The sequence below is a fragment of the Rickettsia endosymbiont of Urophora cardui genome (assembly GCF_964030725.1).
GTDB lineage: Bacteria > Pseudomonadota > Alphaproteobacteria > Rickettsiales > Rickettsiaceae > Rickettsia.
Genome location: NZ_CAXIPY010000007.1, coordinates 593,274 through 608,121, shown reverse-complemented (window position 1 = coordinate 608,121; position 14,848 = coordinate 593,274). Strand labels below are relative to the sequence as shown.

Genomic DNA, 14,848 nt, shown 5'->3' with positions numbered 1-14,848 from the left:
TAATAAAAACAAACAAATGCAGTCATGTATCCGGCTTATAGCTGATAAATCAACCTAATTTATTCTACAGCCCTGATGGAATTCGCTGGCTTACAAACTATATACTTATCAGTCCATCGGCTTCTAAAAGAGCCACTGAAAAACGCAGTTTTTTTGTAAGCTAAGGTTTGTCTTATTTACCATCAATATTAATTATCTCAAGCATATTTCGGGTTGGAATCTCTTACATATTGTTTTGCTTTTACCTATTCATTATATAAATCACCATTTATTTTACTTATAAGTGCTATGCTACACACTCTTTAGCTACAAACTTTACTCTCTACATAATCATCTCCTGATCTTAGTACAGCAAACACCACTCTTGCCAACTTATTAGCTATGGCAACTGTCGTTTTATTATGGCTACTTCGCTCAGATAAATTAAACATCCATTTCGTAAATTGGCTAAAATCTTTTTTAGATTTCTGTTCTTCCGATGTAAATCTTATCTTGGCATTTAGTACAGCTCTAGCCCCTTGAATTAATAAAGTGCGTAAGTATACATCACCTCGCTTGCTAATTCCCAGCAGCTTATCCTTCCCACCACTTGAATGTTGTCTTGGCACTAATCCTAGCCATGCCGATAATTGCCTGCCATTCTCAAAACTTGTAGCATTACCTATTGATGCTATTAAAGCAGTAGCAGTAATTAAACCAAGACCAGGTATAGCTCTTAATCGTTGATATTGAGTTAGGTTACTTGCTATCATTGTTAATCGTTTTTCTATCTCTTTTATTTTTCTGTTATTATCTAAGAATTCTTCTTTTAGTTCACTAAATGTTTGATAACTTAACTGGCTTAATTTCCCTGCATCTAAAATCTCAATTAATTTTGTGATAACCTTATTAATGCCTTGAGGAACAATAAAACCAAACTCATGTAGTAGCCCCCTAATTTCATTAGCAAGTGCTGTACGATTTTTTACCAATCTCTCTCTTACCCTATGTATTGATAAAATTTCTTGTTGCTCTATAGTTTTAATTGCAACAAATCTCATATTAGGTCTTGTCACGGCTTCACATATCGCTTCAGCATCTGCTTGATCATTTTTATTAGTTTTAACATATGGTTTGACAAATTGCGGTGCCATTAGTTTTACTTCATGCCCTAATTTAGTTATTTCTCTTGCCCAATAACTAGAACCACCACAAGCTTCCATCCCTACTAAACATTGTGGTAAATTAGCCATAAATGTCAAAACCTGATCTCTCATCAATTTTTTCTTTAATACTGTCTTGCCATTTTTATCTACACCATGAATTTGAAAAATTCTTTTTGCAATATCTATACCAATTGTAGTAACCTCCATATGGACCTCCTTAATTGTTGTTTTAATATGTTAAATATTAACCCTAGAAGATTAGCAACTGCTTTTCATTCTCTATATCAGGAGGTCCATACCATTAGTCCACTATCCTACCACTATACCCAAGATCAACAAATGATTTCTTTATCTTGATTCCAGTGACACTCTCTACTGCTTCAAAGCTCTGATGCAATGTATGACCATCATAAGGATTATTATGAAACGATTTTGCGGATAAAACAAAATTTCTACGACCACTTACTACTACCGCTACTTTATTGCCAAACTCATATGGCTTGTTGCGTTTTCCCTTTCCTATACACTCTACTTCAGGGGCATGAAAACTATATAATACTTTGTTATCTTCTTTATATTGCTTTTTAGCTTCTCTTTTTAAAACAGATTGGTTATGTATTTGTTTTATTTTTTGCAATACTTCTTGATTTTTGAGAGACAAGTTTAATTGCTTATTTTTGATCTCACGCTCACATACTCTAATCAAACGACCCAGTAATATTTTTAAATGCTTCATTATTTTCCAACGCTTCTTGGCTTTACTATGTTCTTTATATTTCCATAGCTTTACTATATCGCGTTTATAGGTTCTAGCGTATGTTTCATTCAAATGTATACCCAAACTGTTGCAAAGCTTTACTATGCTAAGCCTAGCTTTATCCATTAAATAAACATCGTGTGGGTGTTTGATATTCTTAATTTGTACAGTCGTATCAGCGATGATTAATTCCAAATCTTTTTTTTTAATTGTGTTAGTTTTTATCCCAACCCTGATCAACTCCGATAATATCTCATTATATCCAGCTTCACCTAATACACTACGAAACCGTCGTATACTAGTTTCCGAGATAGCTATGTCTTTTTCTATATATTCCCACCCGCAGAAATACTGCCAATACATATTCTCTTTTAGCTCTTCCTCTGATAATGAATCTGAAAAATTATACATTGCTTGTAGCATCGTTATGCCAAGCATCACTCTATGACATTTTCTATTTCTACCAAATTTCTTAATACAAACATTTTTTGATAACCACTCTTCGAGCCTAGACCAATTTATTAATTCTCTTAATTTATATAGCTTATTATTTGGGTTTAATTCTTCTTTTAATTTATAACCAAACAGTTTCCCTTGTTCTTGCGATTTGATAATGTTGTCTATTGGCATTGACTGAAATCCATAAGGTTTATGACCATATTTTATCATTTTCTTACGGATTGTTGTATTACTTCTTGTCTTAAAACCATATTATCTATAAGGCTTGTAGAGTTTTGGCGGACGGACTATTTAGTGTGCTGAAGGGTGCTTTCGAGATCGAACATACAAGACATAGATCAATTTGGAATGCCTTTGTACATATCTTATCCGCCCTAATTGCATACTGTATGCAACCTAACAAACCTGCTATATCTCAAAATTAGCTAATCCAGAATTCAGGTTACTAGCAATTTAGGTAAATTCCAGTATTAATTAAGCCAGATTTATATTTTCTTCCCATACCTCATTGGGTGTTTTATAACCGAGCACTTTTCTTGGTAAATTATTTAAAAAATCCTCAATTTCTTGTAATTGCTTTATTGTTAATTTTTTTATATCTAAAGATTTAGAGTATACTCTGTGCACCATTGAGTTAATCTTCTCTATCAATGGTTTTTGCCATGGAGAATAAGGATTGCAAAAATATACTTTTCGTTCAGATTTTGGCAATAGTTGTTCATGATTGGTAAATTCTTTGCCATTATCTAACGTTATGCTTTTGATTATATGCGACAATTGTTTAAGTTTTTTATTCATGTTACCAATCACATCTTGTGTTCTTTTTGAACGGTTTAAAGTGAGAAACACTTTTTGTGTTCTGATATCCACAAGAGCGCCTATATTACGACTTTGATTACCTTTGTTAAAAGTTAAATCACCTTCTAAATGACCTATTGCTGCTATCTTTCTATTTATCTCTGGTCTTTCAGTAATGGAAACTCGATTTGGTATTGTAATTCTTTTGTTTCTGATTCTTGTACCATGATGCAACCTATTTTTCCTTTTTCTTGCTAAAGATAAATATAATTTTTGCCTTTGTGCTATAGGAGATGTATAAATAAACTGGTATATGCTCTCTGTAGAAATATTGACAGTATCTCGTGATAGTTTACGTCTACCTGAAATTATATCTGGTGAAATACCCTGTGTTAACTGCTTTATTATTTCTGCTCGTAAATTATTATCAATATCTAATTTTCTTTTTCTCTTACCTTGCCTTAAACTGCAAGCAAGTGTGTTAGCCCTATCTGGTCTATAATTATGCCTCATTCTCTTGAGTTCATAACATATAGTGCTTTTATCACGGCCAATCTTTGTCCCTATATATCGCGAGCTATAACCACTCTTATTCATTTCGTATATTTTAAATCTTTCATCTATCGTTAAATGAGCCATGATATATCTATATTTAAATGATGCTCCTCGCAGCAGAGCTACGAGGTATCTAAAAAAGTTTTAGTTGTTTCTTATGATATCACGAAGCAGAGCTTCGGGGAATTAAACCCTGAGAGATTAAAAATTGATTATATCTGGCTTCATTAATTATAGAACTTTCCACATTCAATTCTCCATACATTTTTGCTAATTGTAATATTTTAAGATATATTTTATGCCCTTTATATGGATATATAGAGATAAGCTGGTCATATACCTGACGAAATATAGCACGTGGGAATAAAGCTTCATAATATTGATATTGAACAAATGCTCCAGGTTTACGTACTAAACTATCAATAATATGTCTATAATCAATAACATAGCCATTGCTGATTCTAGACATTTTTTGTAAACATTTGTTACCATAGTAAAGCTCTATTTCTGCAGAATAAATATAAGCTTTTAAAGTATAACCTATTAAGCGACTAGGCACAGAATAAGCTACAGATAAAATACTAACTGTACTGCTTGGATTAACACGTACTGATAATATTGTAGGTGCATTCCATTTCCTGATTGGTAACTCTTTTAAATGAACTAATTCTTCAGCTAATTTTTCTTTTCTACAGCTATTTCGCTTTTCTTTAATTTGTGTAAGGAATAATTTATAAGCTTTTAAATCAACAAAATTACGTGATCCACGTAATAGCAGATGTTGATTCACTGCTTGCTTAAATGTATCATGACTTTTTTCAACAGAACCATTTTCATGACTGACGCCTGGATTATTTCGCGATGGTGCAACATTGTAATAACCAAGCAATTCTTGCCATCTTTCTGTAAATTGTCTACTATTACCACATTGCTTGGTAGCTGCACTTAAATTATCTGTACGATGCTCTGGTAAAACTCCACCTAACTCCCATACAGCTTTTTCAAACCCTGATGCTAATGTATCAAAACTTTCACTATGGCATATGCTAAAAGTTTCCCAACATGAATAAGGCAACATAAAATGAAATAGTAAGTGAGGATATGGTTGCCCACCAATACAAATACCCAATTGATTCATATTGGTCCAATCAGACTGACTCTGTTTGCCAGGAAGAATATTTTGTAAAAAGATTACTGTCTTATCCTTACCATGTGCAGCTCTCCATTGTTTCAACCTTTTCTGCAAACAGCGTAATTGCTTCCCATTATAATTCCCATGATACTTTTCTGTCAAATATGCTAATATGGTAGTTGCTTGCAACTCCGGTGCTGATTCTAGCATTGATTCTATTTCATCCCAGTGCTTCACAAATGGATCCTTACGTGTCCTATATTTACGTATTGTGCGTAATTCGCTTGGATACTTATTAATACGTAAATACTTACGTGCCGTTTTTACACTCATACCTGCTTTTGCAGCAGAAATTATCTGATTATATTTTTTGATCTTTTGCATTAAAATACCTACTTGGTTATTTGTACATGTCATCAGTAATTCTCGAATAATATTTAAATATTTAAAAATAAATTTTTATTCGATTTTACTGTCCATAGTTACTTCTTTTTTATAGGTAATTTTAATGTTCGTTGAGGGTAATTCTAATATTCGTTAGTCATGATAAAGAAAAAAGTTATATTTACCTAAAATCGTTTTTATGGTATACTGATGCAAAGATCTCAAAAAAGCAACAACCGAGATTAGTGCAAGTATTTGATAAATATTTATCACCGCAACACAAGGATAACATTATGAAAACTATAGCAGATGTATATATAGATGAGGGAAAACGAGAAGGAAAGCGGGAAGGTGAGTATAATAAGGCAGTAATGATAGCAAAAAAGATGTTCTCTCAAGGTTTCAAAATTCCTGTTATTGCTGAGCTGACTGGTCTAAAAGAAACCCTTATCCGCTCAATTGTAAAAAATAATTAATTGTACCGTAGTTTGCTGTATAATTTATATCCTCCTCAAAAAAAGCAACGTGTTATTGTCATAATTAAATATAATCTTTATAACGTTAGTTATTTAAACTAGCAGAAACATTTATGAAAGAATTTCCGAAAAATTATAATTTTATCGAAAGCGAAAAAAAATGGCAACAGATTTGGCAAGAAAAGCAAATTTATGCATACGATGAGAATATCACTAAAGATGAAACATTTGTCGTAGATACGCCTCCCCCGACTGTTTCGGGACAACTTCACATCGGGCATGTTTACAGCTATACACAGACTGATTTTATAGTACGTTTTCAGCGTATGATGGGGAAAAACATTTTCTACCCTATGGGCTTTGATGATAACGGACTGCCGACCGAGCGGCTTGTTGAAAAGCAAAGACAAGTCAAGGCGTATAATATGGGCAGAGAAGAATTCATAAATATTTGTAATGAGGTAGTAGCAAGCGAAGAAGAAAAATTTAGAAGCTTGTTTAATCAAATCGCTTTATCGGTAGACTGGAATTTAGAATATCAAACAATCAGTCCGCTATCTCGTAAAATCTCACAAATGTCTTTTCTTGATTTAGTAAAAAAAGGTGCGGTTTATCGTAATAATCAGCCAATTTTGTGGGATCCAGTAGATGGCACAGCCCTTGCTCAAGCTGATATTGAGGATAAGGAAAAAACCTCATTCATGAACTATATTACATTTAAAACTGAAGCAAATGATGAATTTACCATCGCAACTACACGACCTGAACTATTACCTGCTTGCGTTGCTGTATTCTATCACCCAGACGATAAACGTTATCAGCATTTAGCAGGAAAGTTTGCCGTCACTCCGCTGTTTAATGTTAAAGTTCCGCTTTTAGCTGACCCGTTAGTGCAGCAAGATAAAGGCACAGGGCTTGTTATGTGCTGCACATTTGGTGATCAAACGGATATTATTTGGTGGAAAACACATAATCTACCTTTAAACACTATTATTACCAAAAAAGGTACGATAGATTTCCCTCATGAAATTGGGATAGATGGCTTAAAAATAAAAGAAGCTCGAGCAAAGATAATAGATATTTTAAAAGAGCAAGAATCGCTTGTTAAGCAAGAAGAGATTACCCAAACTGTTAAATGTGCTGAGCGTTCAGGTGCACCTCTTGAGGTACTAACTGTGCCACAATGGTTTGTTAAAATTATATCGCATAAAGATGAGCTAAAAAGAGCAAACGAACTAAATTGGCATCCTAAAAATATGAAGATTCGTTTAGACAACTGGATTAATGCCATATCATGGGATTGGTGTATAAGCAGGCAGCGTTATTTTGGCGTGCCATTTCCTGTTTGGTATTCTAAAAGAATCGGCGAAGAGGGGAAAATTTTATATGCTGATATTTCGCAGTTACCTGTTGATCCTTTAAAGGATTTGCCTATTGGCTATAGCAAAGATGAAGTAGAACCCGACTTAGACGTTATGGATACTTGGGCAACCAGCTCTGTTTCGCCACAACTTTCAACCTGGGGTATTTCTGATGAGTTTGCCGTGAATAAGGATAGGCATGATAAATTGTTCCCAATGGATTTAAGACCACAAGCACATGAGATTATTAGAACTTGGGCGTTCTATACTATCTTAAAAGCTCATTTGCATCAAAATACTCTGCCATGGAAAAATATCATGGTTAGTGGTTGGTGCTTGGCTGAAGATCGTAGTAAAATGTCTAAATCTAAAGGAAATGTATTAGTACCGGAAAAATTGCTAGAGCAATATGGTTCTGATGTTATACGTTATTGGTCAGCTAATTCGAAATTAGGAGCTGACACTGCCTATTCAGAAGACGTAATGAAAAATGGTAAAAGGCTTGTTAATAAGCTGTGGAATGCTGCTAAATTTGTCTCGCAGCATTTTGATAAATTATCTGATGAAGATAAAAAAACAAATCTTATAGATGTGAAAGAAAAAATTACTCATGAATTCGATCAGTGGATAATTAATAAGTTAGTAGAACTAGTAAATAATGCAACAAACGAGTTGCAAAATTATGAATATGCTAACGCTATGCATTTAACGGAAAAGTTTTTCTGGTCAGTATTTTGTGATAATTATTTAGAAATCAGTAAAACACGTGCTTATAATGAAGAAAATAAAAACCCTAGCGGACAATATAGCAGCATATTAACGCTTTATCACGTTATGCAAACCTTACTTAAACTATTTGCACCATTTATGCCACACATTACTGAGGAGCTGTATCAAATATTATATAGTGAAAATTCTGTTCACATTAAAGGTAATTGGATTAATTATGGTAATTTAAACTATAAAATAGATGCAAAACAGCCGGAAGGATTGCTTGAGATTTTAGATCATGTTAGAAAATTTAAAGCTGAAAAGAATCTATCTATAAAGGCAGAAGTACAATTGCTTGAAGTTAGCGGCATTGAATTATCCGAAGAATTGTCATTAGATTTAAAAAATGTTACATCAGCAAAAGAAGTAAAATTCAAACCAACAAATGATGAAATTAAAGTCAGTATTCTCACCTAAAAATATTTTAGGCTCTATTCTCTTGCTTTTTGCTGGTATATTTTTTTATACTCACGTGCTTGAGCATGATTGGCGTTATAAAGTGCCAACCGATGAAGAAGTAAAAAAATATAGAATGAGTGAGAATACAACTCTCTCACTCTATCAAGTTATGAAAGATACTCATGAGTTGTTAACTAAGCACAATATTAATTATTGGATAGACGGAGGCACCTTGCTTGGAGCAGTTCGTCATCAAGGGATAATACCTTATGATGATGATCTTGATATTGGCATAATGCAGGAAGATGAGATAAGGTTACAACAAATATTTCCAGAGTTTCAAAAACTAGGTTATTCTATTTCTCATGATCTAGCTTATAAAATATGTCAAAAAGGCTGCATTGATATTTTTACTTTTCAAAAAGAAAAAAATGAATTTATTCATGCTAATATAAAAACACACACTCAATACCCTGATGATTTCTTTTATGATCATGAATTATTGCCTTTAAAAAAATATAAATTTGGTGATATAGAAGTTTATGGTCCCTATAACCCAAAGGAAAATTTAAATAGACAATATCCTGAATGGGATAAATATGCGGTAATACATCATCCGCACAATTTTCATTTGTTTTTTCTATCAAATATCGAGAAAAAAACTAAATTCATCTTAACACCGGAATTATTAAAACCGGCTAAAGCACTTAAGCCCTTAAAAAATAGAGTAAACTAGCATCACTAGATGATACCTACAAACTAGAATTATTAGAAATAGTAGAATAACATCCTGCAAATGGATTATTATTATATTATTTTGATCAAAAAGGAAACGTTGATTATAAACGCTAATTTACTGAAGTTTTGACAAACAATTTTTATTAAAAAAAGTGGCGAGTGTATCAATCTATAATTTTATATCAAATAATTTACTTTAAATTGTAGAAATATCGCTTTTAAGCTGATAAAAGCACTAAATATTTAACTTTAAATATAAATTTTTACTTTAGTCAGAAAAATTAGAATTTTTGTCAAAACTTCAGTAATTTAGGATAAGGGATAGATAGAAAGCTTATAGATAAAGGGTTTAAAGGAGATTAATGTGGAGTTATGATAGATTTGTTTAATAAAAGATCAGTAACTCAACATGAAAAGATATATCATAACTGTATATTATTTAGTAGATAATTTTTGTAAAATATATGAAGAATGGATAGAACACCGTCTATTATCAACAAATCAGCAAAGGCATAGAATAGGAAAATTAAGTCTTGCAGAATTGATGACAACTGAAGTTTTGACAAAAATTCTAATTTTTCTGACTAAAGTAAAAATTTATATTTAAAGTTAAATATTTAGTGCTTTTATCAGCTTAAAAGCGATATTTCTACAATTTAAAGTAAATTATTTGATATAAAATTATAGATTGATACACTCGCCACTTTTTTTAATCTCTCAGGGTTTAATTCCCCGAAGCTCTGCTTCGTGATATCATAAGAAACAACTAAAACTTTTTTAGATGGAAAGTTCTATAATTAATTAAGCCAGATATAATCAATTTTTAATCTCTCAGGGTTTAATTCCCCGAAGCTCTGCTTCGTGATATCATAAGAAACAACTAAAACTTTTTTAGATACCTCGTAGCTCTGCTGCGAGGAGCATCATTTAAGGAATTAACCAAGGGTATTTTAGAGCGAGCACTGCATGCTGAGATGTCAGAACATTTAGGTTATAGCAAGTATGATAGAGCTGAAACTGAGAATGCGAGGAATGGTAGTTTTAGTAAGAATCTGATTAGTGACTAACGAATATTAGAATTACCCTCAACGAACATTAAAATTACCTATAAAAAAGAAGTAACTATGGACAGTAAAATCGAATAAAAATTTATTTTTAAATATTTAAATATTATTCGAGAATTACTGATGACATGTACAAATAACCAAGTAGGTATTTTAATGCAAAAGATCAAAAAATATAATCAGATAATTTCTGCTGCAAAAGCAGGTATGAGTGTAAAAACGGCACGTAAGTATTTACGTATTAATCTAGGTTTGGAAGTAAGTATTTACAAGGGATAGAAGATACTCTATATAATTTTTAGCAAAAAAACAAGAGTATCCCCATGAAGAAAGATATTACTGCATTATTTTGTTTTGTCGATGATTTTTGTAAAATTAGCGAGCAGTGGATTAATAAATCATTTCTACCATTAATTAATAAAAACCCTACAAGAAAGCCTGAAATAAGCTATTCTGAGCTGTTAACAATAGTGCTTTTATACCATCAATCACCTTGTAAAAACTTTAAATATTTTTATATGTCCTATCTACAATTATATAAATCAGACTTTGTAACTCTTCCATCATATACTCGTTTTATAGCTCTAAAACCAAGAGTTCTGAGTTATTTAGTTTTATTACTTGAATGGTATATGCAGGCAGCTCAATCTACGGGAGTTTCTTATATTGACGCCACATCTTTAGAGGTTTGTCATCGAAAAAGAATCTCTCGTAATAAAGTCTTTGCCGGTATTGCTGCTTTGGGTAAAACAACAAAAAGTTGGTTTTTTGGTCTAAAATTACATTTGGTTATTAACGAAAAAGGTGAGATTCAAGGTCTAAAACTAACGCCTGGTAATGTAGATGATAGAGCGCCGGTTTCGATAATCACCAAACATATCACGGGATTATTGTTTGGCGATAAGGGTTATATCAAACAGGAGCTCTTTGATGATCTATACAGCAAAGGAATCAAGTTAGTAACTGGCATAAAGAAGAAAATGAAGAATAAACTTATGCCATTATTTGAAAAAATATTATTACGCAAACGCTCAATTATCGAAACAGTATTTAGTGTGCTGAAGGGTGCTTTCGAGATCGAACATACAAGACATAGATCAATTTGGAATGCCTTTGTACATATCTTATCCGCCCTAATTGCATACTGTATGAAACCTAACAAACCTGCTATATCTCAAAATGAGCTAATCCAGAATTCAGGTTGAGAGATTAAAGAAAAGCGAAATAGCTGTAGAAAAGAAAAATTAGCTGAAGAATTAGTTCATTTAAAAGAGTTAGTCCGTCCGCCAAAACTCTACAAGCCTTATAGATAATATGGTTTTAAGACAAGAAGTAATACAACAATCCGTAAGAAAATGATAAAATATGGTCATAAACCTTATGGATTTCAGTCAATGCCAATAGACAACATTATCAAATCGCAAGAACAAGGGAAACTGTTTGGTTATAAATTAAAAGAAGAATTAAACCCAAATAATAAGCTATATAAATTAAGAGAATTAATAAATTGGTCTAGGCTCGAAGAGTGGTTATCAAAAAATGTTTGTATTAAGAAATTTGGTAGAAATAGAAAATGTCATAGAGTGATGCTTGGCATAACGATGCTACAAGCAATGTATAATTTTTCAGATTCATTATCAGAGGAAGAGCTAAAAGAGAATATGTATTGGCAGTATTTCTGCGGGTGGGAATATATAGAAAAAGACATAGCTATCTCGGAAACTAGTATACGACGGTTTCGTAGTGTATTAGGTGAAGCTGGATATAATGAGATATTATCGGAGTTGATCAGGGTTGGGATAAAAACTAACACAATTAAAAAAAAAGATTTGGAATTAATCATCGCTGATACGACTGTACAAATTAAGAATATCAAACACCCACACGATGTTTATTTAATGGATAAAGCTAGGCTTAGCATAGTAAAGCTTTGCAACAGTTTGGGTATACATTTGAATGAAACATACGCTAGAACCTATAAACGCGATATAGTAAAGCTATGGAAATATAAAGAACATAGTAAAGCCAAGAAGCGTTGGAAAATAATGAAGCATTTAAAAATATTACTGGGTCGTTTGATTAGAGTATGTGAGCGTGAGATCAAAAATAAGCAATTAAACTTGTCTCTCAAAAATCAAGAAGTATTGCAAAAAATAAAACAAATACATAACCAATCTGTTTTAAAAAGAGAAGCTAAAAAGCAATATAAAGAAGATAACAAAGTATTATATAGTTTTCATGCCCCTGAAGTAGAGTGTATAGGAAAGGGAAAACGCAACAAGCCATATGAGTTTGGCAATAAAGTAGCGGTAGTAGTAAGTGGTCGTAGAAATTTTGTTTTATCCGCAAAATCGTTTCATAATAATCCTTATGATGGTCATACATTGCATCAGAGCTTTGAAGCAGTAGAGAGTGTCACTGGAATCAAGATAAAGAAATCATTTGTTGATCTTGGGTATAGTGGTAGCAATGTAAAGGAGAAGAGTAAGGTATATACCCCAAAAACGCGGAAGAAGTTGTTACAAGAGGACAAGTCTATGATCAAGAGACGCAGTGCCATAGAACCAATAATAGGTCACTTAAAGCAATATGGTCGGATGGGTAGAAACTTCTTGAAAGGTATGATAGGAGATATTATCAATCCAATAATCTCTGCTATTGGTTTGAATTTACGATGGGAAAGTTCTATAATTAATTAAGCCAGATATAATCAATTTTTAATCTCTCAGGGTTTAATTCCCCGAAGCTCTGCTTCGTGATATCATAAGCAGGAGTTTCGCACTTAGCAAATAATATGCTAATCTAGAGAAAAATAGTTTTAGATAAAAATGACAAGATCAAAATGTAGCAAAGATTTATATAAATCATTCTTACAAGCAAGTAGTGTAAGATATACTAGCAAAGCATTATCTGAAGTAAGTCCATTAGATCTATCGCACGATAGTGCAAGTCGATGGTTAAAGAGTAAGGATTTTCGCCCTAGCGAAATCTATAGCAAAGTGTCAAAATATATTGATCTGGAAGATCCTTGTTTATTAGTAGGAGATGACACCTTATTGTCAAAGCAATACAGTAAGAGGATCGAGCTTGTAAATTATCAATATTCTGGGGCTGTACATGATGTTATACCTGGTATAGGAATGGTAAACTTACTGCATTACAATACTCAAATTGATCAATCTACTCCTGTAGATTATAGAATATATGATAAAGAAACTGATGGTAAAACAAAGAACGAGCATTTTTGTGATATGCTTACTTTAGCTAAAGAAAGAGGTATCAAGCCTGATGCTATAGTTATGGATGCTTGGTATAGTGGTTTGGATAATTTAAAACATATACGTAATTTAGGTTGGATATGGGTTACCAACCTAAGAAAAAATAGAAAAGTTAATCGTAATGTTAGCTTGGAAACTTTAGAGATTCCCGATGAAGGGCTAAAAATTCACCTACGTGGATACGGTTGGGTTACGGTATTTAAGTTTGTGGCAAAAAATGGTCGCATTGATTACATAACAACTAATTTAGAGAATCCTACACGTGAGCAAATAGAGAAAATTGTTAAGGCGCGTTGGTCTATAGAAGTTTATCATCGAGAATTGAAACAAACTTGTGGTATTGAATGCTGTCAGGCACGCACGGGTCGAGCTCAAAGAAATCATATTTGCCTTGCTGTATTGGCCTGGCTTGATATGAACAAAAGGAGGATAAATGAAAACATTACTTTATATCAACAAACTTGGGAAGTTATAAAAACATCAATTCAGAACAACATTAAATGGCTTCTAACTAATACACAATTTTGCTAAGTGCGAAACTCCTGATAAGAAACAACTAAAACTTTTTTAGATACCTCTTAGCTCTGCTGCGAGGAGCATCATTTAAATATAGATATATCATGGCTCATTTAACGATAGATGAAAGATTTAAAATATACGAAATGAATAAGAGTGGTTATAGCTCGCGATATATAGGGACAAAGATTGGCCGTGATAAAAGCACTATATGTTATGAACTCAAGAGAATGAGGCATAATTATAGACCAGATAGGGCTAACACACTTGCTTGCAGTTTAAGGCAAGGTAAGAGAAAAAGAAAATTAGATATTGATAATAATTTACGAGCAGAAATAATAAAGCAGTTAACACAGGGTATTTCACCAGATATAATTTCAGGTAGACGTAAACTATCACGAGATACTGTCAATATTTCTACAGAGAGTATATACCAGTTTATTTATACATCTCCTATAGCACAAAGGCAAAAATTATATTTATCTTTAGCAAGAAAAAGGAAAAATAGGTTGCATCATGGTACAAGAATCAGAAACAAAAGAATTACAATACCAAATCGAGTTTCCATTACTGAAAGACCAGAGATAAATAGAAAGATAGCAGCAATAGGTCATTTAGAAGGTGATTTAACTTTTAACAAAGGTAATCAAAGTCGTAATATAGGCGCTCTTGTGGATATCAGAACACAAAAAGTGTTTCTCACTTTAAACCGTTCAAAAAGAACACAAGATGTGATTGGTAACATGAATAAAAAACTTAAACAATTGTCGCATATAATCAAAAGCATAACGTTAGATAGTCCCTCCGCCAAAACTCTAAAAAATATCACTTGTGTCACTAATTTCCAAAAATAGTGCGATTTTAGAGCAAATTACTCTAATTTTGAGGGCTGATTTTAAATTTTTGTATTAAAAACCACACTATTTCCCAAAATGCATTCATTTTTTTATTGTCATTTTTTTGTATTTCCATAAGCTTTTGATATAAAACCTTTCATTTTCTTATGGATTTTACT

At 32.4% G+C, this 14,848-nt stretch carries 11 protein-coding genes and 4 pseudogenes; 11 read left to right on the top strand and 4 right to left on the bottom strand.

Going from position 1 to position 14,848, the window contains the following annotated elements; all coding sequences use genetic code 11:
• Positions 1-302: 302 nt before the first annotated feature.
• The gene (locus AAHI98_RS17220) at positions 303-1,352 is read right to left on the bottom strand and encodes an IS110 family RNA-guided transposase (protein WP_342224642.1); all 1,050 of its coding nucleotides are present in this window, start codon (positions 1,350-1,352) and stop codon (positions 303-305) included.
• A gap of 94 nt (positions 1,353-1,446) precedes the next feature.
• Positions 1,447-2,571: an IS5 family transposase gene (locus AAHI98_RS17215; RefSeq protein ID WP_342226583.1), complete on the bottom strand. Its 1,125-nt coding sequence runs from the start codon at positions 2,569-2,571 to the stop codon at positions 1,447-1,449.
• A gap of 77 nt (positions 2,572-2,648) precedes the next feature.
• Between AAHI98_RS17215 and AAHI98_RS17210 the strand changes: the two are divergent.
• Positions 2,649-2,786 (top strand): annotated as a pseudogene (locus AAHI98_RS17210) (IS982 family transposase); the annotation flags it as partial.
• 49 nt (positions 2,787-2,835) lie between these two features.
• Here AAHI98_RS17210 and AAHI98_RS17205 read toward each other — a convergent pair.
• Complete coding sequence (locus tag AAHI98_RS17205; protein ID WP_342224646.1) at positions 2,836-3,798, bottom strand: IS30 family transposase; 963 nt, start codon at positions 3,796-3,798, stop codon at positions 2,836-2,838.
• 79 nt (positions 3,799-3,877) lie between these two features.
• On the bottom strand, positions 3,878-5,263 hold the full coding sequence (gene istA / locus AAHI98_RS17200; protein ID WP_342226581.1) for an IS21 family transposase: 1,386 nt from the start codon (positions 5,261-5,263) through the stop codon (positions 3,878-3,880).
• Between the two features lie 98 nt (positions 5,264-5,361).
• Between istA and AAHI98_RS17195 the strand changes: the two genes are divergently transcribed.
• The 10 genes and pseudogenes from AAHI98_RS17195 to AAHI98_RS17155 all read left to right on the top strand — a co-directional run.
• Positions 5,362-5,706, top strand: coding sequence for a hypothetical protein (locus tag AAHI98_RS17195; protein ID WP_342226580.1), 345 nt, complete (start codon positions 5,362-5,364; stop codon positions 5,704-5,706).
• 113 nt (positions 5,707-5,819) lie between these two features.
• Positions 5,820-8,255, top strand: a complete 2,436-nt coding sequence (locus tag AAHI98_RS17190; RefSeq protein ID WP_342226579.1) for a valine--tRNA ligase — start codon at positions 5,820-5,822, stop codon at positions 8,253-8,255.
• A complete protein-coding gene (locus AAHI98_RS17185; RefSeq protein ID WP_342226578.1) occupies positions 8,224-8,973 on the top strand; it encodes a LicD family protein in 750 nt (249 codons plus the stop codon). Before AAHI98_RS17190 ends, AAHI98_RS17185 begins: the two co-directional genes overlap by 32 nt.
• 411 nt (positions 8,974-9,384) lie before the next feature.
• A pseudogene (locus AAHI98_RS18915) lies at positions 9,385-9,534 on the top strand (IS982 family transposase); the annotation flags it as partial.
• A gap of 370 nt (positions 9,535-9,904) precedes the next feature.
• A pseudogene (locus tag AAHI98_RS17180) lies at positions 9,905-10,039 on the top strand (transposase); the annotation flags it as partial.
• Between the two features lie 123 nt (positions 10,040-10,162).
• On the top strand, positions 10,163-10,318 hold the full coding sequence (locus tag AAHI98_RS17175) for a hypothetical protein (protein ID WP_342226577.1): 156 nt from the start codon (positions 10,163-10,165) through the stop codon (positions 10,316-10,318).
• A 44-nt stretch (positions 10,319-10,362) separates the two neighbouring features.
• Positions 10,363-11,244: an IS982 family transposase gene (locus AAHI98_RS17170; protein ID WP_342226576.1), complete on the top strand. Its 882-nt coding sequence runs from the start codon at positions 10,363-10,365 to the stop codon at positions 11,242-11,244.
• A 150-nt stretch (positions 11,245-11,394) separates the two neighbouring features.
• Positions 11,395-12,738 (top strand): IS5 family transposase, encoded by a 1,344-nt coding sequence (locus AAHI98_RS17165; protein ID WP_342226575.1) that lies wholly within the window; start codon positions 11,395-11,397, stop codon positions 12,736-12,738.
• A gap of 129 nt (positions 12,739-12,867) precedes the next feature.
• Positions 12,868-13,848 (top strand): IS701 family transposase, encoded by a 981-nt coding sequence (locus tag AAHI98_RS17160; RefSeq protein WP_342224656.1) that lies wholly within the window; start codon positions 12,868-12,870, stop codon positions 13,846-13,848.
• An 89-nt stretch (positions 13,849-13,937) separates the two neighbouring features.
• A pseudogene (locus AAHI98_RS17155) lies at positions 13,938-14,633 on the top strand (IS30 family transposase); the annotation flags it as partial.
• Positions 14,634-14,848: the final 215 nt, after the last annotated feature.

Bases quoted from the DNA above. Each gene is read 5' to 3' on its own strand.
- AAHI98_RS17220 (WP_342224642.1), bottom strand. From the start codon at position 1,352: ATGGAGGTTACTACAATTGGTATAGATATTGCAAAAAGAATTTTTCAA.
- AAHI98_RS17215 (WP_342226583.1), bottom strand. From the start codon at position 2,571: ATGATAAAATATGGTCATAAACCTTATGGATTTCAGTCAATGCCAATA.
- AAHI98_RS17205 (WP_342224646.1), bottom strand. From the start codon at position 3,798: ATGGCTCATTTAACGATAGATGAAAGATTTAAAATATACGAAATGAAT.
- istA (WP_342226581.1), bottom strand. From the start codon at position 5,263: ATGACATGTACAAATAACCAAGTAGGTATTTTAATGCAAAAGATCAAA.
- AAHI98_RS17190 (WP_342226579.1), top strand. From the start codon at position 5,820: ATGAAAGAATTTCCGAAAAATTATAATTTTATCGAAAGCGAAAAAAAA.
- AAHI98_RS17185 (WP_342226578.1), top strand. From the start codon at position 8,224: ATGATGAAATTAAAGTCAGTATTCTCACCTAAAAATATTTTAGGCTCT.
- AAHI98_RS17175 (WP_342226577.1), top strand. From the start codon at position 10,163: ATGACATGTACAAATAACCAAGTAGGTATTTTAATGCAAAAGATCAAA.
- AAHI98_RS17170 (WP_342226576.1), top strand. From the start codon at position 10,363: ATGAAGAAAGATATTACTGCATTATTTTGTTTTGTCGATGATTTTTGT.
- AAHI98_RS17165 (WP_342226575.1), top strand. From the start codon at position 11,395: ATGATAAAATATGGTCATAAACCTTATGGATTTCAGTCAATGCCAATA.
- AAHI98_RS17160 (WP_342224656.1), top strand. From the start codon at position 12,868: ATGACAAGATCAAAATGTAGCAAAGATTTATATAAATCATTCTTACAA.